This window comes from Sphingomonas sp. IW22, assembly GCF_041321155.1.
GTDB lineage: Bacteria > Pseudomonadota > Alphaproteobacteria > Sphingomonadales > Sphingomonadaceae > Sphingomonas.
The window spans coordinates 116,482-128,952 of record NZ_JBGGWB010000004.1 but is presented as its reverse complement, the minus strand read 5'-3'; the positions used below and the strand labels follow the sequence as shown (position 1 = coordinate 128,952).

The window sequence follows — 12,471 nt, the reverse complement described above, 5'->3', positions numbered from 1 at the left end:
CAGCACCAATCCTACCCGACTGACGGAATCGATGGGCCCCTGTGAGGACAACTGCCCACGGCACATCCTCGACCTCCTGACGCCGACCGACAGGGAGCACGCCCTCGACTGGCGCCGCCGTTGCGCGGAGAATCTGAAACGTCGCTCCCGCAAGGTCGCGGATGGCGATCGGATCCGTCTCCACGAGCCTCTCACCTTCTTGGATGGCCATGTCGGCCAGGAATTCATCGTCGAGAAGCGGGGCCGCAGATTGATGTTCCGCGACCCGGATAATCACGGCCGCTACCGGATTAGCCGCTTCATGGAACGGCAGTGGCAGCTCGTGCCCACCACCAAGGTTCACAAGACGATCTTTGCCTGAGCCGCTCAGCCGGTATCATGCTTGCCGAAAGAGGATCCGCCATGCCAGCCTTGAGCCCCGCTCTGTCACCCAAGCGGCTGCTCCTTTGCAGCCGCGAGAACGCGAACCGCGTCGCGTCCAGGCTCTTCGACGAGAGCCAGGGCCGCATCAGCATCGTGCGAACCACCAATCCGATGCAGCCCTTTCGTGTCTGCACCTTGCCGACTTGCGGCGAGCGCGTCGAAGTCGAGATGGTGTCTTGAAGCGCAGTCTGGCCCTCGTCGCCGCGGCCGCACCTGTCGTTGACCGTGTCCGGACGGGGCGCCTCACAATCCTTCGACGCCAAGGCCCGCGCTCTCGACGGCGATACAGTGGCCGTGGACTTCCGCCTGCTCGGCGTCGATGCGTTCGAGCGCCACCAGCTCTGTCAGAATGTTTCTGGCTGCTGGAAATGTGGCAAGGCTGCGCAGGATTTCGCCGCGAATGCCCTGCGCTCCAAAGCCGCAAGGATCAGCCTCAGGTCGGGCAGCTCTTATGGGCGGCCCGTCGCGACAGTCATCGTCGACGGGCAGGACCTCGGTGAACGCATGATCCGGGCCGGCCTTGCCGTTCCCGAACTGCAATATCTCCGCGACGATCTCACCCGCGCGCGACGCTACGCAACGGCCTTCGCGCGAGCCAAAGCGGCGCGGGCAGGGGCCTTCGCCGGCTCCTGGCTGGAGCCTTCGCGCTGGCGGCATGGTCAGCGCCTGACGTGTGAGCGTTGACTCCGGCTAGACGGACAAAGTGGGATCGGCCCACCAGGAGGGGCCCTGCTCGAAGGCGGCGTCCAGCCTGACCATCGGACCGTCCGGGGCATCGGCGACATAGGGATTCGTGAGCGGCATAGCCGTCGCCTTCAGCCGCTTCTGCTCTCCAGCCACCCGGCCGCGGCGTTCGAGCAGATCCTCGAGCCATTCCAGATCGTCGAGCATCGCCACCACGCCGCGCCCGGCCAGGCAGAAATAGACGCAACGCTGGAAGTCGTCGGCGCCGTCGTTGGCGAGGATCTCGGACAGCTTCCCCTTGCCGGCGGGGATGCCCTCATGAACCCAGCTCACCGCCTCGCGCAGTTCACGAACCGAATAATAGGCGTCCTCGACGTGCATCCCGATCGACGCGTTCGCGATCATCCGGCGCGTCGGCCGGTTCTCGGAATCCAGCGCCGCATCTCGCAGCGTGATGTCGAGGTCGAAGCGCTCGCGGAACGGTGTCGTCGTCATGGCAAATCTCCTGCGCCAAGGAACGTATCGTGAACGGGCCGAGCCGTCAATATCACCATGCCCAAGGAGCCCGTCATGCCGATTGAGATCATCGTCGGGCTGCCGCACCTAAGCGAGGGACCGATCCTCGCCCAAGCTCGCGCATTGAAGCAGCCCGCGCTTATTTCCGCGAATGGATTGTCTCGCTGGACCGAGCGCCGGGGGTGGCGGGAATGGGACGGGTGGCGGCTTTCCCAGCTGAGGAATGCCAAGGGAGTGGCGGCGCTCTTCCTGGACTCCGCCGGATTCGTCGCGGCGGCTCGATATGGCGGCTTCCCTTGGTCGCTCGCCGACTATGTCGCTCTTGCTGCGGCCTACCCATTCCGGTGGTGGGCGAGCGCCGATTATTGCGTCGAGGCAGAAATCGCTCGCGACCGCGAAGAGGTCATCGACCGCCTCTCGCGCACGATCCGCGCCAATCTCGACTGTCGCCGTCTCGCCCAGGATCACGGCATCGCCGACACCCTGATGCCGGTCATCCAGGGCCGCCGTCCGGAAGACTATGAGCGCTGCATAGATGCGCTGTGGGGATCGCTGAAGTCCGGGTCGCTGATCGGCGTCGGCAGCATGTGCCGGCGAGACGTCCATGGTCCGGAGGGGGTCATCGCCGTCATCGACCATCTGGATCAGATATTGCCCCAGGGGGTCCGGCTGCACGCATTTGGCGTGAAGGGTTCGGCGCTGCCATACCTGCTTCCGTTCGGGCACCGGGTCGCGTCGATCGACAGCCAGGCATACGGCATCAGCGCCCGCCAGGCCGCCCGCCAGGCCCGTGTATCCAAGAGCGACCGCTTCGTGGCCGACCATATGGCGCGGTGGGTGGCGGCTCAGCACGCACGTCTTGCCAGCCACCCTTTGCGCCTGCCGCACCATCGGCCTGCGGAACCCGATCGCCTCCCGACGGACCCTTGGGAAACGGCGATGGCGCAGGCTCGAGCAATGGGCGGCTGACATCTACCGCGAGCGGCTCGCCGGCTGATGAGAGGGGAGGGGGGCAGGAATGGGGTGAGCATGAGGCTCGCCAGAGTGAGGCGCCCATCCCCGACGGAGGTGCCCCGCTACCCTGCAAGGAGATCGGCCGTGACCGCACCCCAGCCCACCGGAACCACCATGGTCCCACTCGCCCGGATAGCCATCGGCTACAACCCGCGCCGCTATTTCGACAGCAAGAAGCACGACGAACTTGTCGCGTCGCTCAGGTTGCGCGGCATGCTTCAGCCGATTCTGGTGCGTCCGGCCGACGATGGCAAGGATCGCTACATCATCGTCGCCGGCGGGCGGCGGTATCGCGCCGCGCTCGAGGCGTTCGGTGCGGACGGCGAAGCGCCGGTCATCATCCGGGAAATGACCGACCAGGAAGCGCTCGAGGCGGCGATCGACGAAAACGATATCCGGGATGACGCCTCCGAAACCGAGCAGGCCGATGCCGCGGTCCGGGTCCTCGCCGCTTGCCAGAACGACCGCGGCGAGGCCGGTCGACGTCTTGGCTGGTCGCGCGCCAAGCTCGACCGCCGCCTCGCGCTGGCCAACCTTTCGGACGCGGTGAAGCTCGCGCTCGACAAGCGCCGCATCAAGGTCGGCCACGCCGAGCTGCTCGCCGCCGTGCCGGCGGACAAGCAGGACAAGGCGCTCGAGACTATCCTGGGAGCCGGCCTCGACATCGGGAAGACCCGCGACCTCCTCATGCGCGTAACCCAAAACCTTGCCGACGCCTGTTTCGACAAGTCCGAATGCACGACCTGTCCTTTCAACTCCGGGACCCAACGCGCGCTCTTCGAGACCCACGTCGACGATGGCCATTGCACCAACGCGGCATGCTTCCAGCTCAAGACGGACGCGGTCGAGCAGGCCCGTCAGGAAGAGCAGGATCGTTCCGCCGCAGCCGATGACACCCCCGACGAAGGCGACCTCGCCGAAGCTGATGAGGCCGAGGATCAGGAAGATGAGCGCGCGGACGGGGTCGAGGCGACCGCTCGGCGAGCCGCGCTCGCGCCGGGAACTCCGTCAGGTCGGGCGACCGTGCGATCGAACGCGAATGCCAATGGCCCCAGCGTCACCGCGAAGTCGATCGCGGGCCGCACAAGCGATCTGCGGGAGGCAACCTGGCGCACCGCGCTGGCGCGCGGGCTCGCAGACAACGCTTTTGATGCTCGAACCGCCATCCTCGTCGCCGCGCTGACCGGGACGCTCTCCCAGATCAAGTCGGGCACGCTGACGGCGCGAGCCGGCCTTCTCGTCAACCCGTCCTTCCCTGATCTGGACTTCGGGGGCAAAATCAATGAGGTTCGCGAACTTTCCGAGGCCCAGGCGGCAACCGCGCTCTCGGCGATCGGCGCCGCCTACGCCCGCGACGTGCAATCGTTCAGCCATGTCGCCGATCTCGCAAGGGCGTTCGACGTCGACATCCGTCAGGTCTGGCAGGTCGATCGCGGCTTTCTCGAGCGATATACCAAGGACGAGCTGAAGTTCGTCGCCCGGGAGTGCGGGCTGATCTCGCACATGGGCGAGAAGGCCTTCGCCAAGCTTCTCGGCTCCAAGAAGGCCGATCTGGTCACCGGAATGCTGAACGCCGCCGGCTTCGATTGGGCGGGCCGGCTGCCGAGCGCGATGACCCTCGACGGGCAATATGGCGCGGCGCCCGGCGCCGCCCCGATGTCCAGCCGCCGCGTCGATGCGCTCGCCGCCTGATCCACTTTCCTCGCATCCGAACAAGGACGAACGACCATGCTTATCGCAAACCTGCTCCCACTGCTCCACCGCTATTCGCTAGGGTTCGACCTTGTCGCCGGGCCGGACGACACTGTGACCCTGACCGTCATCCCTCGGAAGGTCGAGGGCACGGCGGCCGCCCTCGAGGTCGCCGAGACACGGCCCATCTCGATCACCGCAAGCGCAGCGGAAATCGACGCGGAACTCGCGCGTGGCGCCGACGGCGCACTCGGTCAGCTGATCGCGACGCGCAAGACTCTCGCCGATCAGATCGCCGATCAACGTGAGGCCGCTGAAGCCGCCAAGTTCGCCTCGGCCGAGGCCGCCAAGGCAAGGCCAACACCGGCGCCGGCAAAGACGGCGACCACTTCCGCGTCGCCGGCACCAGCTCCGAGCGCGCTCCCGGCCGAGGCCAAATCGAACGAGCCGGCAAGTCTTTGGTGACGGCCCCGCTTCGGCCCGTGTTCAATCTCTCAGGAGAAGCCCCATGCAGATCAATCACCTTTCGCGCGCTTATCGATATGACGGGATCGACCTTCCGGTTCCGCCCCACCTTGCCGAAGACCCGCAGGGCCTGCGCGCGTATCACGCCACTCTCTATCCCGCGATCCTGAACGCCGAACTGGTCGACGCCGGCGTCACCGCGGGTACCCATGTCACCGAGTACCGCCGCGCGGTCGGCACCAAGGGATAGCCGTGGCGCGCAAGGCCGACGCGGTCCTTCCCGCCGCATCCCGCAAGACACTTCTCGAATGGATCGAGTTCGATGATGGCGACGCTACCCGCTCTCCCGGACCACCCTGCGACCCGCAGGCCCAGGCCCTCCACCTCAAGATCCTCATCGACCCGGCATCGCAACACGGCGAACCGGCCGAGCCCCTCCAGTCTCCCAACGGCTTGCGACTGCCCCCGCTCGGCTGACCTGGCCGGTCGGTCGGTCGTCTTGTCCCGGGAGATCCCGGTCAGTTTCGATCAGCCGCTTGCACGTCATCACAAGCTGATTGGCGGTTGGGTCGCATCGCGCGACCAGACGGCACGGCGTTGCACGCGCGCTGAGGCTCGACGCCGCATCGAGCGCGTTTTCGATAAGGCGGTTCTGGATATTCTCAGGCCGCTCGAACTGGCCGAACTGCGCGTCGCCGTCCTCAACAGCGAGGACATGGACGCGCCGGCCATCGCCATCGTCTGCGACAGTATGGGACAGCTCGACCTCGGCTGGATCGAGACCAGCGACGCCCAGATCGGCTGGCGCGCCGCTGCCTATACCGCGCTCGCCCGGACCATGGGCTCAGCGCTTCCGATCTTCGGCTACGACGATCTCTTCGAAGAAATCTCGATGTACTATTGGGATGGCGAAATCGAGGACAAAGCCGCTCGCGACGCGCTCGTGGCCTATCATGGTGCCGATCCGGAGGATCTTGAAGACACCATCCTTCCCTCTGACATGAATGACAGAAGGCCGGACTGGATGATCGCGGCGAACGCAGCGCCGCTGCGGTCGCTGCCGAACGGCCTGCGCAGCGCGCTTCGCAATCTGCGATGCAGCCACCGGGCGCTTCGGGCCCTGCCGGATGAGAAGAACGCCTGGCATTTCGACGGCGCGACCCTCCACGAATATCTGCCGGACCTGGAGGAGTGCTCGTCATTGCCTCCTCTGACGCTCGTGCCCGTCGAGCAGTTCGCGCGCGAGGTCGACGATGTCGCACGCCACGGCATGGAATACGGTTTCATGGACATCGCCGGCCTCTGCCCGTTGCCGGACGCCGCTCGCGTCACCGATTGGTTCGCATCGCTCGAGGCGGGCGCCCGGCTTCTGCTCGCCGCCCAAGAGCTGATCCAGCTCGATCCCGACACCCTGTGAGGCAGCCATGTCAAAGCATTCGACCCAATTCGAAGCCACCGCCGGCGGGCTGGTGCTGACCAACGCCATCCTGCTTTATCGAACCGAGGCCGCGAGAAGCGGCACGCGCTACGGCGCTCCCGGCCAGGATGGGCGGGCGTTCGCCAGCCTTCATCACATCGAGCATGATGACGACGCCGGGCCGAGGATCGCCGCCGGCACGCCGCTGACACGGGCGCACCTGCGCCAATGGTCCGAGGCCTTGGGTCGCGCCGCCGCGCCCGAGCTCCTCCCGCACAACGTGCTCGTTGCGCACCAGGATCTCCTCGCGTGGTGGATCCCGGCGGAGGTTCGTCCGGCCTACTTCAATCTGAGCACGCCGCTCGCCGGCCTGAAGGCTCTTTCCACCAGAACGGTGGTTTCGGTCCCTTACCCGGCCCACCTGCTCGTTGCCACGAAGCGATCGCTGGGAGTCTACGCGCTTCGAGAGGATGAGCGGCCGACTGCCGACTCTATCGTCTTCCATTCGCCGATCCTCAATGTCTACGCCGACGGCACGCTTTGCTGGGGGAATATCCCGAAGCCCGGAACGCTGTCCGTCTCCGCCATCCCGGACTTCGAGCGGGCATTGTTCGAGTCCTGGTCGACTCATCCCAATCACGGGCAGGACCAGACGGTCTCGGGCAAGGGTGGACTCATCTCCCTCTGGGACGACCTTGCGGCGCGCCGCGCCGCCCGCTTCCCGGTCAGGCGTCTCAAGGCTTTCGCCGTCAAACGTCGGTCGGTTGCGGCATCGTCCCGCAAGGCTATCGAGCCGCTGACGCTTGGCCAACTCATCGAAAGGACGAGACGATGACGGCTCTCGCCGATGACCCCACGGCGGCTGCCTTGCTCGCGGCCGTCCCGTGCTTCCCTGCGCCGCCGAGCGGCAGCTCACCCGGCCTGGACGCGGTACGGGCTTCGCGCGCGGGCCATTGCCTCGCGATCGGCCGAGACGGCGTCTTCCTGATTGTCAGGCGCCCGTGGCTCGAGCTCGATGTGCCTGTCACGCCGCCGATTGCCGCCTACCTTCCCTATGGCAGCGTGGGCGAGCCTCGCGCCAACCTTCGGTGCGGCCTGATACCGCGGGCGTTCTTGGCCCAGATCATCGATCATTTCGGCGCGGCGCTGCCCAATGAGGCGGCCGCCTTCATCGTGTGGGACGAGGACGATCGGCGCTTCCTTCTCGATTTCCCGCAGATCGACCAGGCGACGCCGTCGCGCCTGGTCTATCGGACACCTGTCCTGCCCGGGAACCGCCACATCGTCTGCGATATCCACAGCCACGGCCATGGCCGGGCCTTCTTCAGCGCCACGGACGATGCCGATGACGCTCACGCGACCAAGATTGCGCTCGTCATCGGTCGCCTTGGCGGTCCCGACAGTCCCGAGTTTGCCTCTCGGCTTTGCGCCGGCGGGATGTTTCTTCCGCTCCCGCGCAGCCCCTTCGAAGGATACGGCCATGACGCCTGAAACACGTGATCGCCACTTCCTGCCGGAAGGGCTCCACCACCGCGTAATCAATGTCGTTCTGATCGGGTGCGGGGGAAATGGCGCCCAGATTCTGATGGGCCTCGCCTCGCTCGATACGGCGTTGCGCGCAATTTCGTCGCGATCCCTTCATGTGATCGTGGTCGACGATGACGTCGTAACCGAGGCGAACCTCGGCCGGCAGCCCTTCTACCGCTGCGATCTCGGCAACTCCAAAGCCCATACGCTGACGGAGCGGATCAACCTTGCGCACGGTCTCGCCTGGCGAGCCGTTCACGGCCGAGCGCCCGAGGCGATCGATGTATCGGGGGCGGACATTCTGATCAGCTGCGTCGATACCGCCTCAGCTCGCCGCGCCCTCGGCGCCGCGCTCGGTGGAGGGTCCAAGGCACCCGCCTATTGGCTGGACCTCGGCAACCGCGCCGGCGATGGCCAATACATCATCGGCTGCCCCGCCGCTGCCCATCGCCGGAACGAGCGTCGCCTGCCCACCGTCCTCGAATATTTTCCGGAACTCGCTGACGAGAGCGTGCCGGACGACGACGCGCCATCCTGCTCGGTCGCCGAGGCCCTGGAGCGACAATCCCTCTTCGTGAACCGCATCGTCGCGAGCCACGCGCTCTCACTCCTGTTCGACCTGCTCGGTCGCGGGTCGATCGGTCACGCCGGAGCTTTCATCAATCTCGGCAGCGGACGCTGCGCCCCGATACCCCTGCCGGCGGCTGCTTGATCGTCGACGCCCGCCGGCGTGAAGGAGAAGAGAGGGGAGGGGCTGGTCGAGCGGATTTGCGCTTGAGACCGGAGTACCCCGTCCATGACCTACGATGTCGCGATGCGCCACCAGCAGGCGCTCGACCCCAGCGCCCTGACCACCATCGGCGCAGGATTGCACGCCATTCACGCGGCGATCACCGACTGTCGCAATGCCGGAAAGGACGCTGAGACCGACGCAGCCGTCATCCTGCTCGTGAGGCACCTCGTGTCGGTAGCCGAGCGCCGCCCGGACAGCATGGCCCTGCGCCGCACCTGCATGGACCAGATCGCCGAAATCCGCCGACATCCTGTGCTTCGCACGCTCGCCTATCGCGGCGTCGCCTATGACGAGGCCGCGAAGCGCACCTTCCATGCCGAAGGGCGGACCGCGATGCGCCGGCTCGCCGAGGCCCTGGGCCTCGAGGCCGAGAGCTACTCCGTCCGCTCCAACAAGGGCGGTGCTGCGGTCTCCGGCGAGATCACGCTCCATGGTGACGAGGTTTATGTCCAGCTCTCGCTAGGCGGGCTGGGCCAGGATCGGGAGGTTCTCTACCGCCGCGTCAGCGGCCGAACCGACTATTGCGGCCAGCGCAATCACTTCGCGCCCGTCACTGCACTGCTCGCCCCCGATCGCTTTGCGCAGCAGCTTCGGCGGGACCTGCAGCTCTCGCCGTCCGTCACCCAGGCGGATCGGCTGTTCGCCTGACCGGCCTCGCGTTCGCCCTCTCGCCGCCGGAGCAGACCATGATCCACCACGCTCGCCTCGCCTCGGCGGCTTCATCGCACATGATCAGCCCGGAGCTTCCGGGCATTGCCCTCACGCCCGAAATCATCGGCGCTATCCGGGCCGGCGCCTGGATCGTCTTCAACCTGTCGGGCGGAAAGGATTCGAGCGCCGCGATGGCCGCGGTCAACCTATTCCTCGATCTCGTCGGTCATCCGCGCGAACGGCGGATGGCGATCCATGCCGATCTCGGCCGTGCCGAATGGGCCACGACCCCGGAGACCGTCCAGCGCATCGCCGCCGAGGCGGGCATGCCGCTCACTGTCGTCCGGCGAGCGGCGGGCGACCTGGTCGATCGCTGGATCCAGCGTTTCGAGAGCGGCAAGCGGCGATACGCGGCGCTCGAGACCTATAATCTGATCGGACCGTGGTCGTCGGCATCGCTTCGCTTCTGCCAATCCGAAATGAAGGCGGCGGTGATCGGACCGGCGGTTGCCCGAATGCACCAGGGCGAACAAATCATCTCCGTTCTCGGGCTGCGCCGCGACGAAAGCCACAACCGGGCCTCGATCCCGATCGCCAAGGCCGACGAGCGGTACGCCAAGGCCGGGAACCGGCACGGAACGACGATGATGACGTGGCATCCGATTGCCGACTGGACGAGCAGCGACGTGTTTCACGCCCACCGCATGCTCGGGATCCTGCTGCATGAAGCTTATTCGACGTGGGGCTCGAGCCGGCTGTCCTGTCGCTATTGCATTTTCGCCTCGCTGCAGGACCTCGAGGCGTCGGCAGCGGCGCCGTCGAATGCCGAGGTTTATCGTGAACTGGTCGGCATCGAGGCTCGTTCGACGTTCCCCTTCCAGCCGACGCGGTGGCTCGCCGACGTCGCGCCCCGGCTGCTGAGCGCCGGGCTCAGGTCGGACGTCGCGCGCGCCAAGGCCGACCAGCTCGAGCGCCGCCGTCTAGAAGCGTCGATGCCGCCAGGTCTGCGATACGTCAAAGGTTGGCCGCCCCGGCTGCCCACTCCGGCCGAGGCCGAGGACATTGCCGCGGCCCGGCGCCCGATCCTGGCACGCCATTCCCTGCCAGACCGCTTTCCCACCGCGGTTTCGATCATGGAGCGATTTGCCGAGCTTCTCGCGGTCGCGCCACGGAAGGCCGCGCGATGACGGCGATCGATGTCGCCATCGGCCAATGTCGCCTCACCGCCGAGATCGAGGATCAGCCGCCGCTCGGCTGGCGCTTCTGGTCGCTGGCCGGCTTCGCCGGCGATCCGATCGACACCAACCCTTATGCCGGGTCGCGGTGCCTCGCCCTCACGATGGTGGATGTCGAGGGCCGTGATCGATGGCTGTGCGCGATGGAACGCGATCATAGCTTTCGCCTGCTTTGCACACACGACCTGCTCCCATCAACCGACCAGGCGGGCGCCGAGCGCTTCGCACGGCAAATGCTGGACGATCACGCCCGTCAGCCTCGTCTGCTCTGACCTTCGGATCATCACCTCATGCAAACCGACCGCAGCCAGCGATGGCGCGAGCGGCGCGCGCTATGGGCGCGCGACCTCGAGCTCATCGATCCAAGCGCCTATCGGGTCGAGGTCATCGACCATGCCGTGGCGCGCGCGTTCATCGCACGGCACCACTACCTCCCGACCTATCCGGCGGCCCAAGTCGCTGTCGGCCTGTTCGATCGCAGTGGTGCTCTCGAAGGCGTCGCCGTTTTCGCAGTGCCGACCACCGGCGCCGTGATCTCACGCCACACCGGCTTCGACGATCCCGCACGCGGCTGCGTCCTGGCCCGTCTCATCCTGACCGACGCAGTGCCGCAGAACGGCGAGAGCTTCTTCGTGGCGCGCGCCTTCCGGCACCTCCGCCGTGAACGGCCGGGAATCGAGGCCGTGGTCTCGTATAGCGACCCCGGCGCCGGGCATATTGGCCGGGTCTATTGCGCGCTCTCGGCCGCGCACCGGGCGATCACGAGGCCGCGTACCATGCTCCGCGTCGGCGACATCACCATCTCGGGACGGACCCTCTCAAAAATTCGTCTCGGCGAGCAAGGACATGCTGGTGCGATCGACCAGCTGGTCGCGCTCGGCGTCCCGAGGCCGTCGATAGGCGAGGAGCCGCGCCGCTGGCTCTGGCGGCTTCAACGCGAGCGGCATCTCCTCGCCCACCAGCAAGCCGGGCTCTATGCCTATTGCTTCGAGCTCACCCGAGAGGCGCGCCGCCGAGGCCGCGCGCTCCCCCGGTTGCCCTATCCCAAGGCTCTTCCGATCCGGCACCCCACGCTGCCGCTCTTTCCTGTCGATGCGGAGACCAACCATGGCTGACATCACGACCCTCCCCGTCATGACGGCGGCCGATGCCGAGAGCATCGGCTTTGCCCGGTTCAACGACGTGCCGACGCTTCCGGTCGACATCCCCGACGGCAACTTCACGATAACGGCGAAGACGTCGGACGGGCGAAGGGTCACGTTCTTCTTCGGCGAGCACAAGCGCGGCGCGCCGCCCAGCTTCGTCGACATCCAGTATCACGATCACGGCACGAACATCGCGAACGCCAACGGCGGCATCTCGCCGACCTTCGAGATGCTGACGATCGGCCTCGGCGGCCGACAGGTGTTCGACAGCCGCAAGCTCGATGCCGATGACAAGCCGTCGATCGCCGTCATCCTCCTGGGCGAGCCCAGCCGCCAGGAATGAGGGGAGGGGGGTCTGGAGGATCGGAGGCGATGACCGCCTTCAAGATCCGAGGCCATCCTTCATGTCCGCTTTTCCTCACGCCGAGGCCGGGATGGCCCGGTCTCCCGACTACATCCTGGTTTCCGCCCCGCCACCGGTCGTCCTCGCCTACGGTATCGGCGTCGATTCCACCGCGCTGCTCGTGGAGCTGGAGGCCCGCGGCGAGGCTCCTGATCTCGTCCTGTCCGCCGATCCCGGGGCCGAGAAGCCCGAGACCTATGCCTATCAGGAGATGATGGCGGCGTGGATGGCGGCGCGCGGCATCCCCTATGAGATTGTCCGGTACGTTCCCCGACGCTTCAAACACTGGCCGCCTTACTACTCGATCCTGGCCAATGTGCTCACCAACGCAACGCTTCCCAGCATCAGCCTGGGCCGACATAGCTGCTCGTTAGGTCCGGCTTCAGAGACTGTCTCTTTTGCTCGCGATGAGTGACGGGCCGACCGCCGCGCTAACCCAAAGAGCTGGCGGTGGTCGGCCCGTCACTCGCGTCGCGCAGCGACGCCTGATTGCCGGATGAATCCGC

18 protein-coding genes and 1 pseudogene are annotated in these 12,471 nt (G+C 66.5%); 18 read left to right on the top strand and 1 reads right to left on the bottom strand.

Annotated elements, in window-relative coordinates; translation table 11 throughout:
* Window positions 1–19 precede the first annotated feature (19 nt).
* The 3 genes and pseudogenes from ACAX61_RS15395 to ACAX61_RS15385 all read left to right on the top strand — a co-directional run.
* Window positions 20–361: pseudogene (locus tag ACAX61_RS15395) on the top strand (DUF6927 domain-containing protein); the annotation flags it as partial.
* Between the two features lie 41 nt (window positions 362–402).
* Entirely contained in the window at window positions 403–603 is a 201-nt protein-coding gene (locus tag ACAX61_RS15390) for a hypothetical protein (RefSeq protein ID WP_370715640.1), read from the top strand.
* A 39-nt stretch (window positions 604–642) separates the two neighbouring features.
* Entirely contained in the window at window positions 643–1,107 is a 465-nt protein-coding gene (locus ACAX61_RS15385; RefSeq protein WP_370715639.1) for a thermonuclease family protein, read from the top strand.
* Between the two features lie 6 nt (window positions 1,108–1,113).
* On the opposite strand, the gene ACAX61_RS15380 is transcribed toward ACAX61_RS15385, so the two are convergent.
* The gene (locus ACAX61_RS15380; RefSeq protein WP_370715638.1) at window positions 1,114–1,602 is read right to left on the bottom strand and encodes a hypothetical protein; all 489 of its coding nucleotides are present in this window, start codon (window positions 1,600–1,602) and stop codon (window positions 1,114–1,116) included.
* 75 nt (window positions 1,603–1,677) lie between these two features.
* Here ACAX61_RS15380 and ACAX61_RS15375 point away from each other — a divergent pair, with 75 nt between their 5' ends.
* From ACAX61_RS15375 to ACAX61_RS15305, 15 genes are all read left to right on the top strand, one after another.
* Window positions 1,678–2,592: a deazapurine DNA modification protein DpdA family protein gene (locus tag ACAX61_RS15375; RefSeq protein ID WP_370715637.1), complete on the top strand. Its 915-nt coding sequence runs from the start codon at window positions 1,678–1,680 to the stop codon at window positions 2,590–2,592.
* Between the two features lie 129 nt (window positions 2,593–2,721).
* On the top strand, window positions 2,722–4,329 hold the full coding sequence (locus tag ACAX61_RS15370; protein ID WP_046407172.1) for a PRTRC system ParB family protein: 1,608 nt from the start codon (window positions 2,722–2,724) through the stop codon (window positions 4,327–4,329).
* 36 nt (window positions 4,330–4,365) lie between these two features.
* On the top strand, window positions 4,366–4,794 hold the full coding sequence (locus tag ACAX61_RS15365; RefSeq protein ID WP_046407170.1) for a PRTRC system protein E: 429 nt from the start codon (window positions 4,366–4,368) through the stop codon (window positions 4,792–4,794).
* Window positions 4,795–4,837: 43 nt separating this feature from the next.
* Entirely contained in the window at window positions 4,838–5,044 is a 207-nt protein-coding gene (locus tag ACAX61_RS15360) for a PRTRC system protein C (protein ID WP_046407168.1), read from the top strand.
* Between the two features lie 2 nt (window positions 5,045–5,046).
* On the top strand, window positions 5,047–5,271 hold the full coding sequence (locus ACAX61_RS15355) for a hypothetical protein (RefSeq protein WP_205499365.1): 225 nt from the start codon (window positions 5,047–5,049) through the stop codon (window positions 5,269–5,271).
* 22 nt (window positions 5,272–5,293) lie between these two features.
* Complete coding sequence (locus tag ACAX61_RS15350) at window positions 5,294–6,211, top strand: hypothetical protein (RefSeq protein ID WP_205499366.1); 918 nt, start codon at window positions 5,294–5,296, stop codon at window positions 6,209–6,211.
* A 7-nt stretch (window positions 6,212–6,218) separates the two neighbouring features.
* The gene (locus ACAX61_RS15345; protein WP_046407166.1) at window positions 6,219–7,046 is read left to right on the top strand and encodes a PRTRC system protein B; all 828 of its coding nucleotides are present in this window, start codon (window positions 6,219–6,221) and stop codon (window positions 7,044–7,046) included.
* Window positions 7,043–7,702: a PRTRC system protein A gene (locus ACAX61_RS15340; RefSeq protein ID WP_046407164.1), complete on the top strand. Its 660-nt coding sequence runs from the start codon at window positions 7,043–7,045 to the stop codon at window positions 7,700–7,702. The genes ACAX61_RS15345 and ACAX61_RS15340 overlap by 4 nt, the downstream gene beginning before the upstream one ends.
* Window positions 7,692–8,450, top strand: coding sequence for a PRTRC system ThiF family protein (locus tag ACAX61_RS15335; protein ID WP_037448228.1), 759 nt, complete (start codon window positions 7,692–7,694; stop codon window positions 8,448–8,450). The genes ACAX61_RS15340 and ACAX61_RS15335 overlap by 11 nt, the downstream gene beginning before the upstream one ends.
* Window positions 8,451–8,534: 84 nt before the next feature.
* On the top strand, window positions 8,535–9,179 hold the full coding sequence (locus ACAX61_RS15330) for a hypothetical protein (RefSeq protein WP_037448226.1): 645 nt from the start codon (window positions 8,535–8,537) through the stop codon (window positions 9,177–9,179).
* Window positions 9,180–9,217: 38 nt separating this feature from the next.
* Window positions 9,218–10,369 (top strand): phosphoadenosine phosphosulfate reductase domain-containing protein, encoded by a 1,152-nt coding sequence (locus ACAX61_RS15325; RefSeq protein WP_079247000.1) that lies wholly within the window; start codon window positions 9,218–9,220, stop codon window positions 10,367–10,369.
* Entirely contained in the window at window positions 10,366–10,689 is a 324-nt protein-coding gene (locus tag ACAX61_RS15320) for a hypothetical protein (RefSeq protein WP_037448223.1), read from the top strand. The genes ACAX61_RS15325 and ACAX61_RS15320 overlap by 4 nt, the downstream gene beginning before the upstream one ends.
* A gap of 18 nt (window positions 10,690–10,707) precedes the next feature.
* Window positions 10,708–11,532 (top strand): Mom family adenine methylcarbamoylation protein, encoded by an 825-nt coding sequence (locus ACAX61_RS15315; RefSeq protein WP_037448220.1) that lies wholly within the window; start codon window positions 10,708–10,710, stop codon window positions 11,530–11,532.
* Window positions 11,525–11,905, top strand: coding sequence for a hypothetical protein (locus tag ACAX61_RS15310; protein WP_037448218.1), 381 nt, complete (start codon window positions 11,525–11,527; stop codon window positions 11,903–11,905). Before ACAX61_RS15315 ends, ACAX61_RS15310 begins: the two co-directional genes overlap by 8 nt.
* 61 nt (window positions 11,906–11,966) lie before the next feature.
* A complete protein-coding gene (locus ACAX61_RS15305) occupies window positions 11,967–12,380 on the top strand; it encodes a hypothetical protein (RefSeq protein WP_370715636.1) in 414 nt (137 codons plus the stop codon).
* Window positions 12,381–12,471 lie beyond the last annotated feature (91 nt).

Coding starts and splice junctions, on each gene's coding strand:
- ACAX61_RS15360 (WP_046407168.1), top strand. CDS start 4,838: ATGCAGATCAATCACCTTTCGCGCGCTTATCGATATGACGGGATCGAC.
- ACAX61_RS15375 (WP_370715637.1), top strand. CDS start 1,678: ATGCCGATTGAGATCATCGTCGGGCTGCCGCACCTAAGCGAGGGACCG.
- ACAX61_RS15325 (WP_079247000.1), top strand. CDS start 9,218: ATGATCCACCACGCTCGCCTCGCCTCGGCGGCTTCATCGCACATGATC.
- ACAX61_RS15335 (WP_037448228.1), top strand. CDS start 7,692: ATGACGCCTGAAACACGTGATCGCCACTTCCTGCCGGAAGGGCTCCAC.
- ACAX61_RS15310 (WP_037448218.1), top strand. CDS start 11,525: ATGGCTGACATCACGACCCTCCCCGTCATGACGGCGGCCGATGCCGAG.
- ACAX61_RS15340 (WP_046407164.1), top strand. CDS start 7,043: ATGACGGCTCTCGCCGATGACCCCACGGCGGCTGCCTTGCTCGCGGCC.
- ACAX61_RS15315 (WP_037448220.1), top strand. CDS start 10,708: ATGCAAACCGACCGCAGCCAGCGATGGCGCGAGCGGCGCGCGCTATGG.
- ACAX61_RS15320 (WP_037448223.1), top strand. CDS start 10,366: ATGACGGCGATCGATGTCGCCATCGGCCAATGTCGCCTCACCGCCGAG.
- ACAX61_RS15330 (WP_037448226.1), top strand. CDS start 8,535: ATGACCTACGATGTCGCGATGCGCCACCAGCAGGCGCTCGACCCCAGC.
- ACAX61_RS15305 (WP_370715636.1), top strand. CDS start 11,967: ATGTCCGCTTTTCCTCACGCCGAGGCCGGGATGGCCCGGTCTCCCGAC.
- ACAX61_RS15390 (WP_370715640.1), top strand. CDS start 403: ATGCCAGCCTTGAGCCCCGCTCTGTCACCCAAGCGGCTGCTCCTTTGC.
- ACAX61_RS15365 (WP_046407170.1), top strand. CDS start 4,366: ATGCTTATCGCAAACCTGCTCCCACTGCTCCACCGCTATTCGCTAGGG.
- ACAX61_RS15380 (WP_370715638.1), bottom strand. CDS start 1,602: ATGACGACGACACCGTTCCGCGAGCGCTTCGACCTCGACATCACGCTG.
- ACAX61_RS15345 (WP_046407166.1), top strand. CDS start 6,219: ATGTCAAAGCATTCGACCCAATTCGAAGCCACCGCCGGCGGGCTGGTG.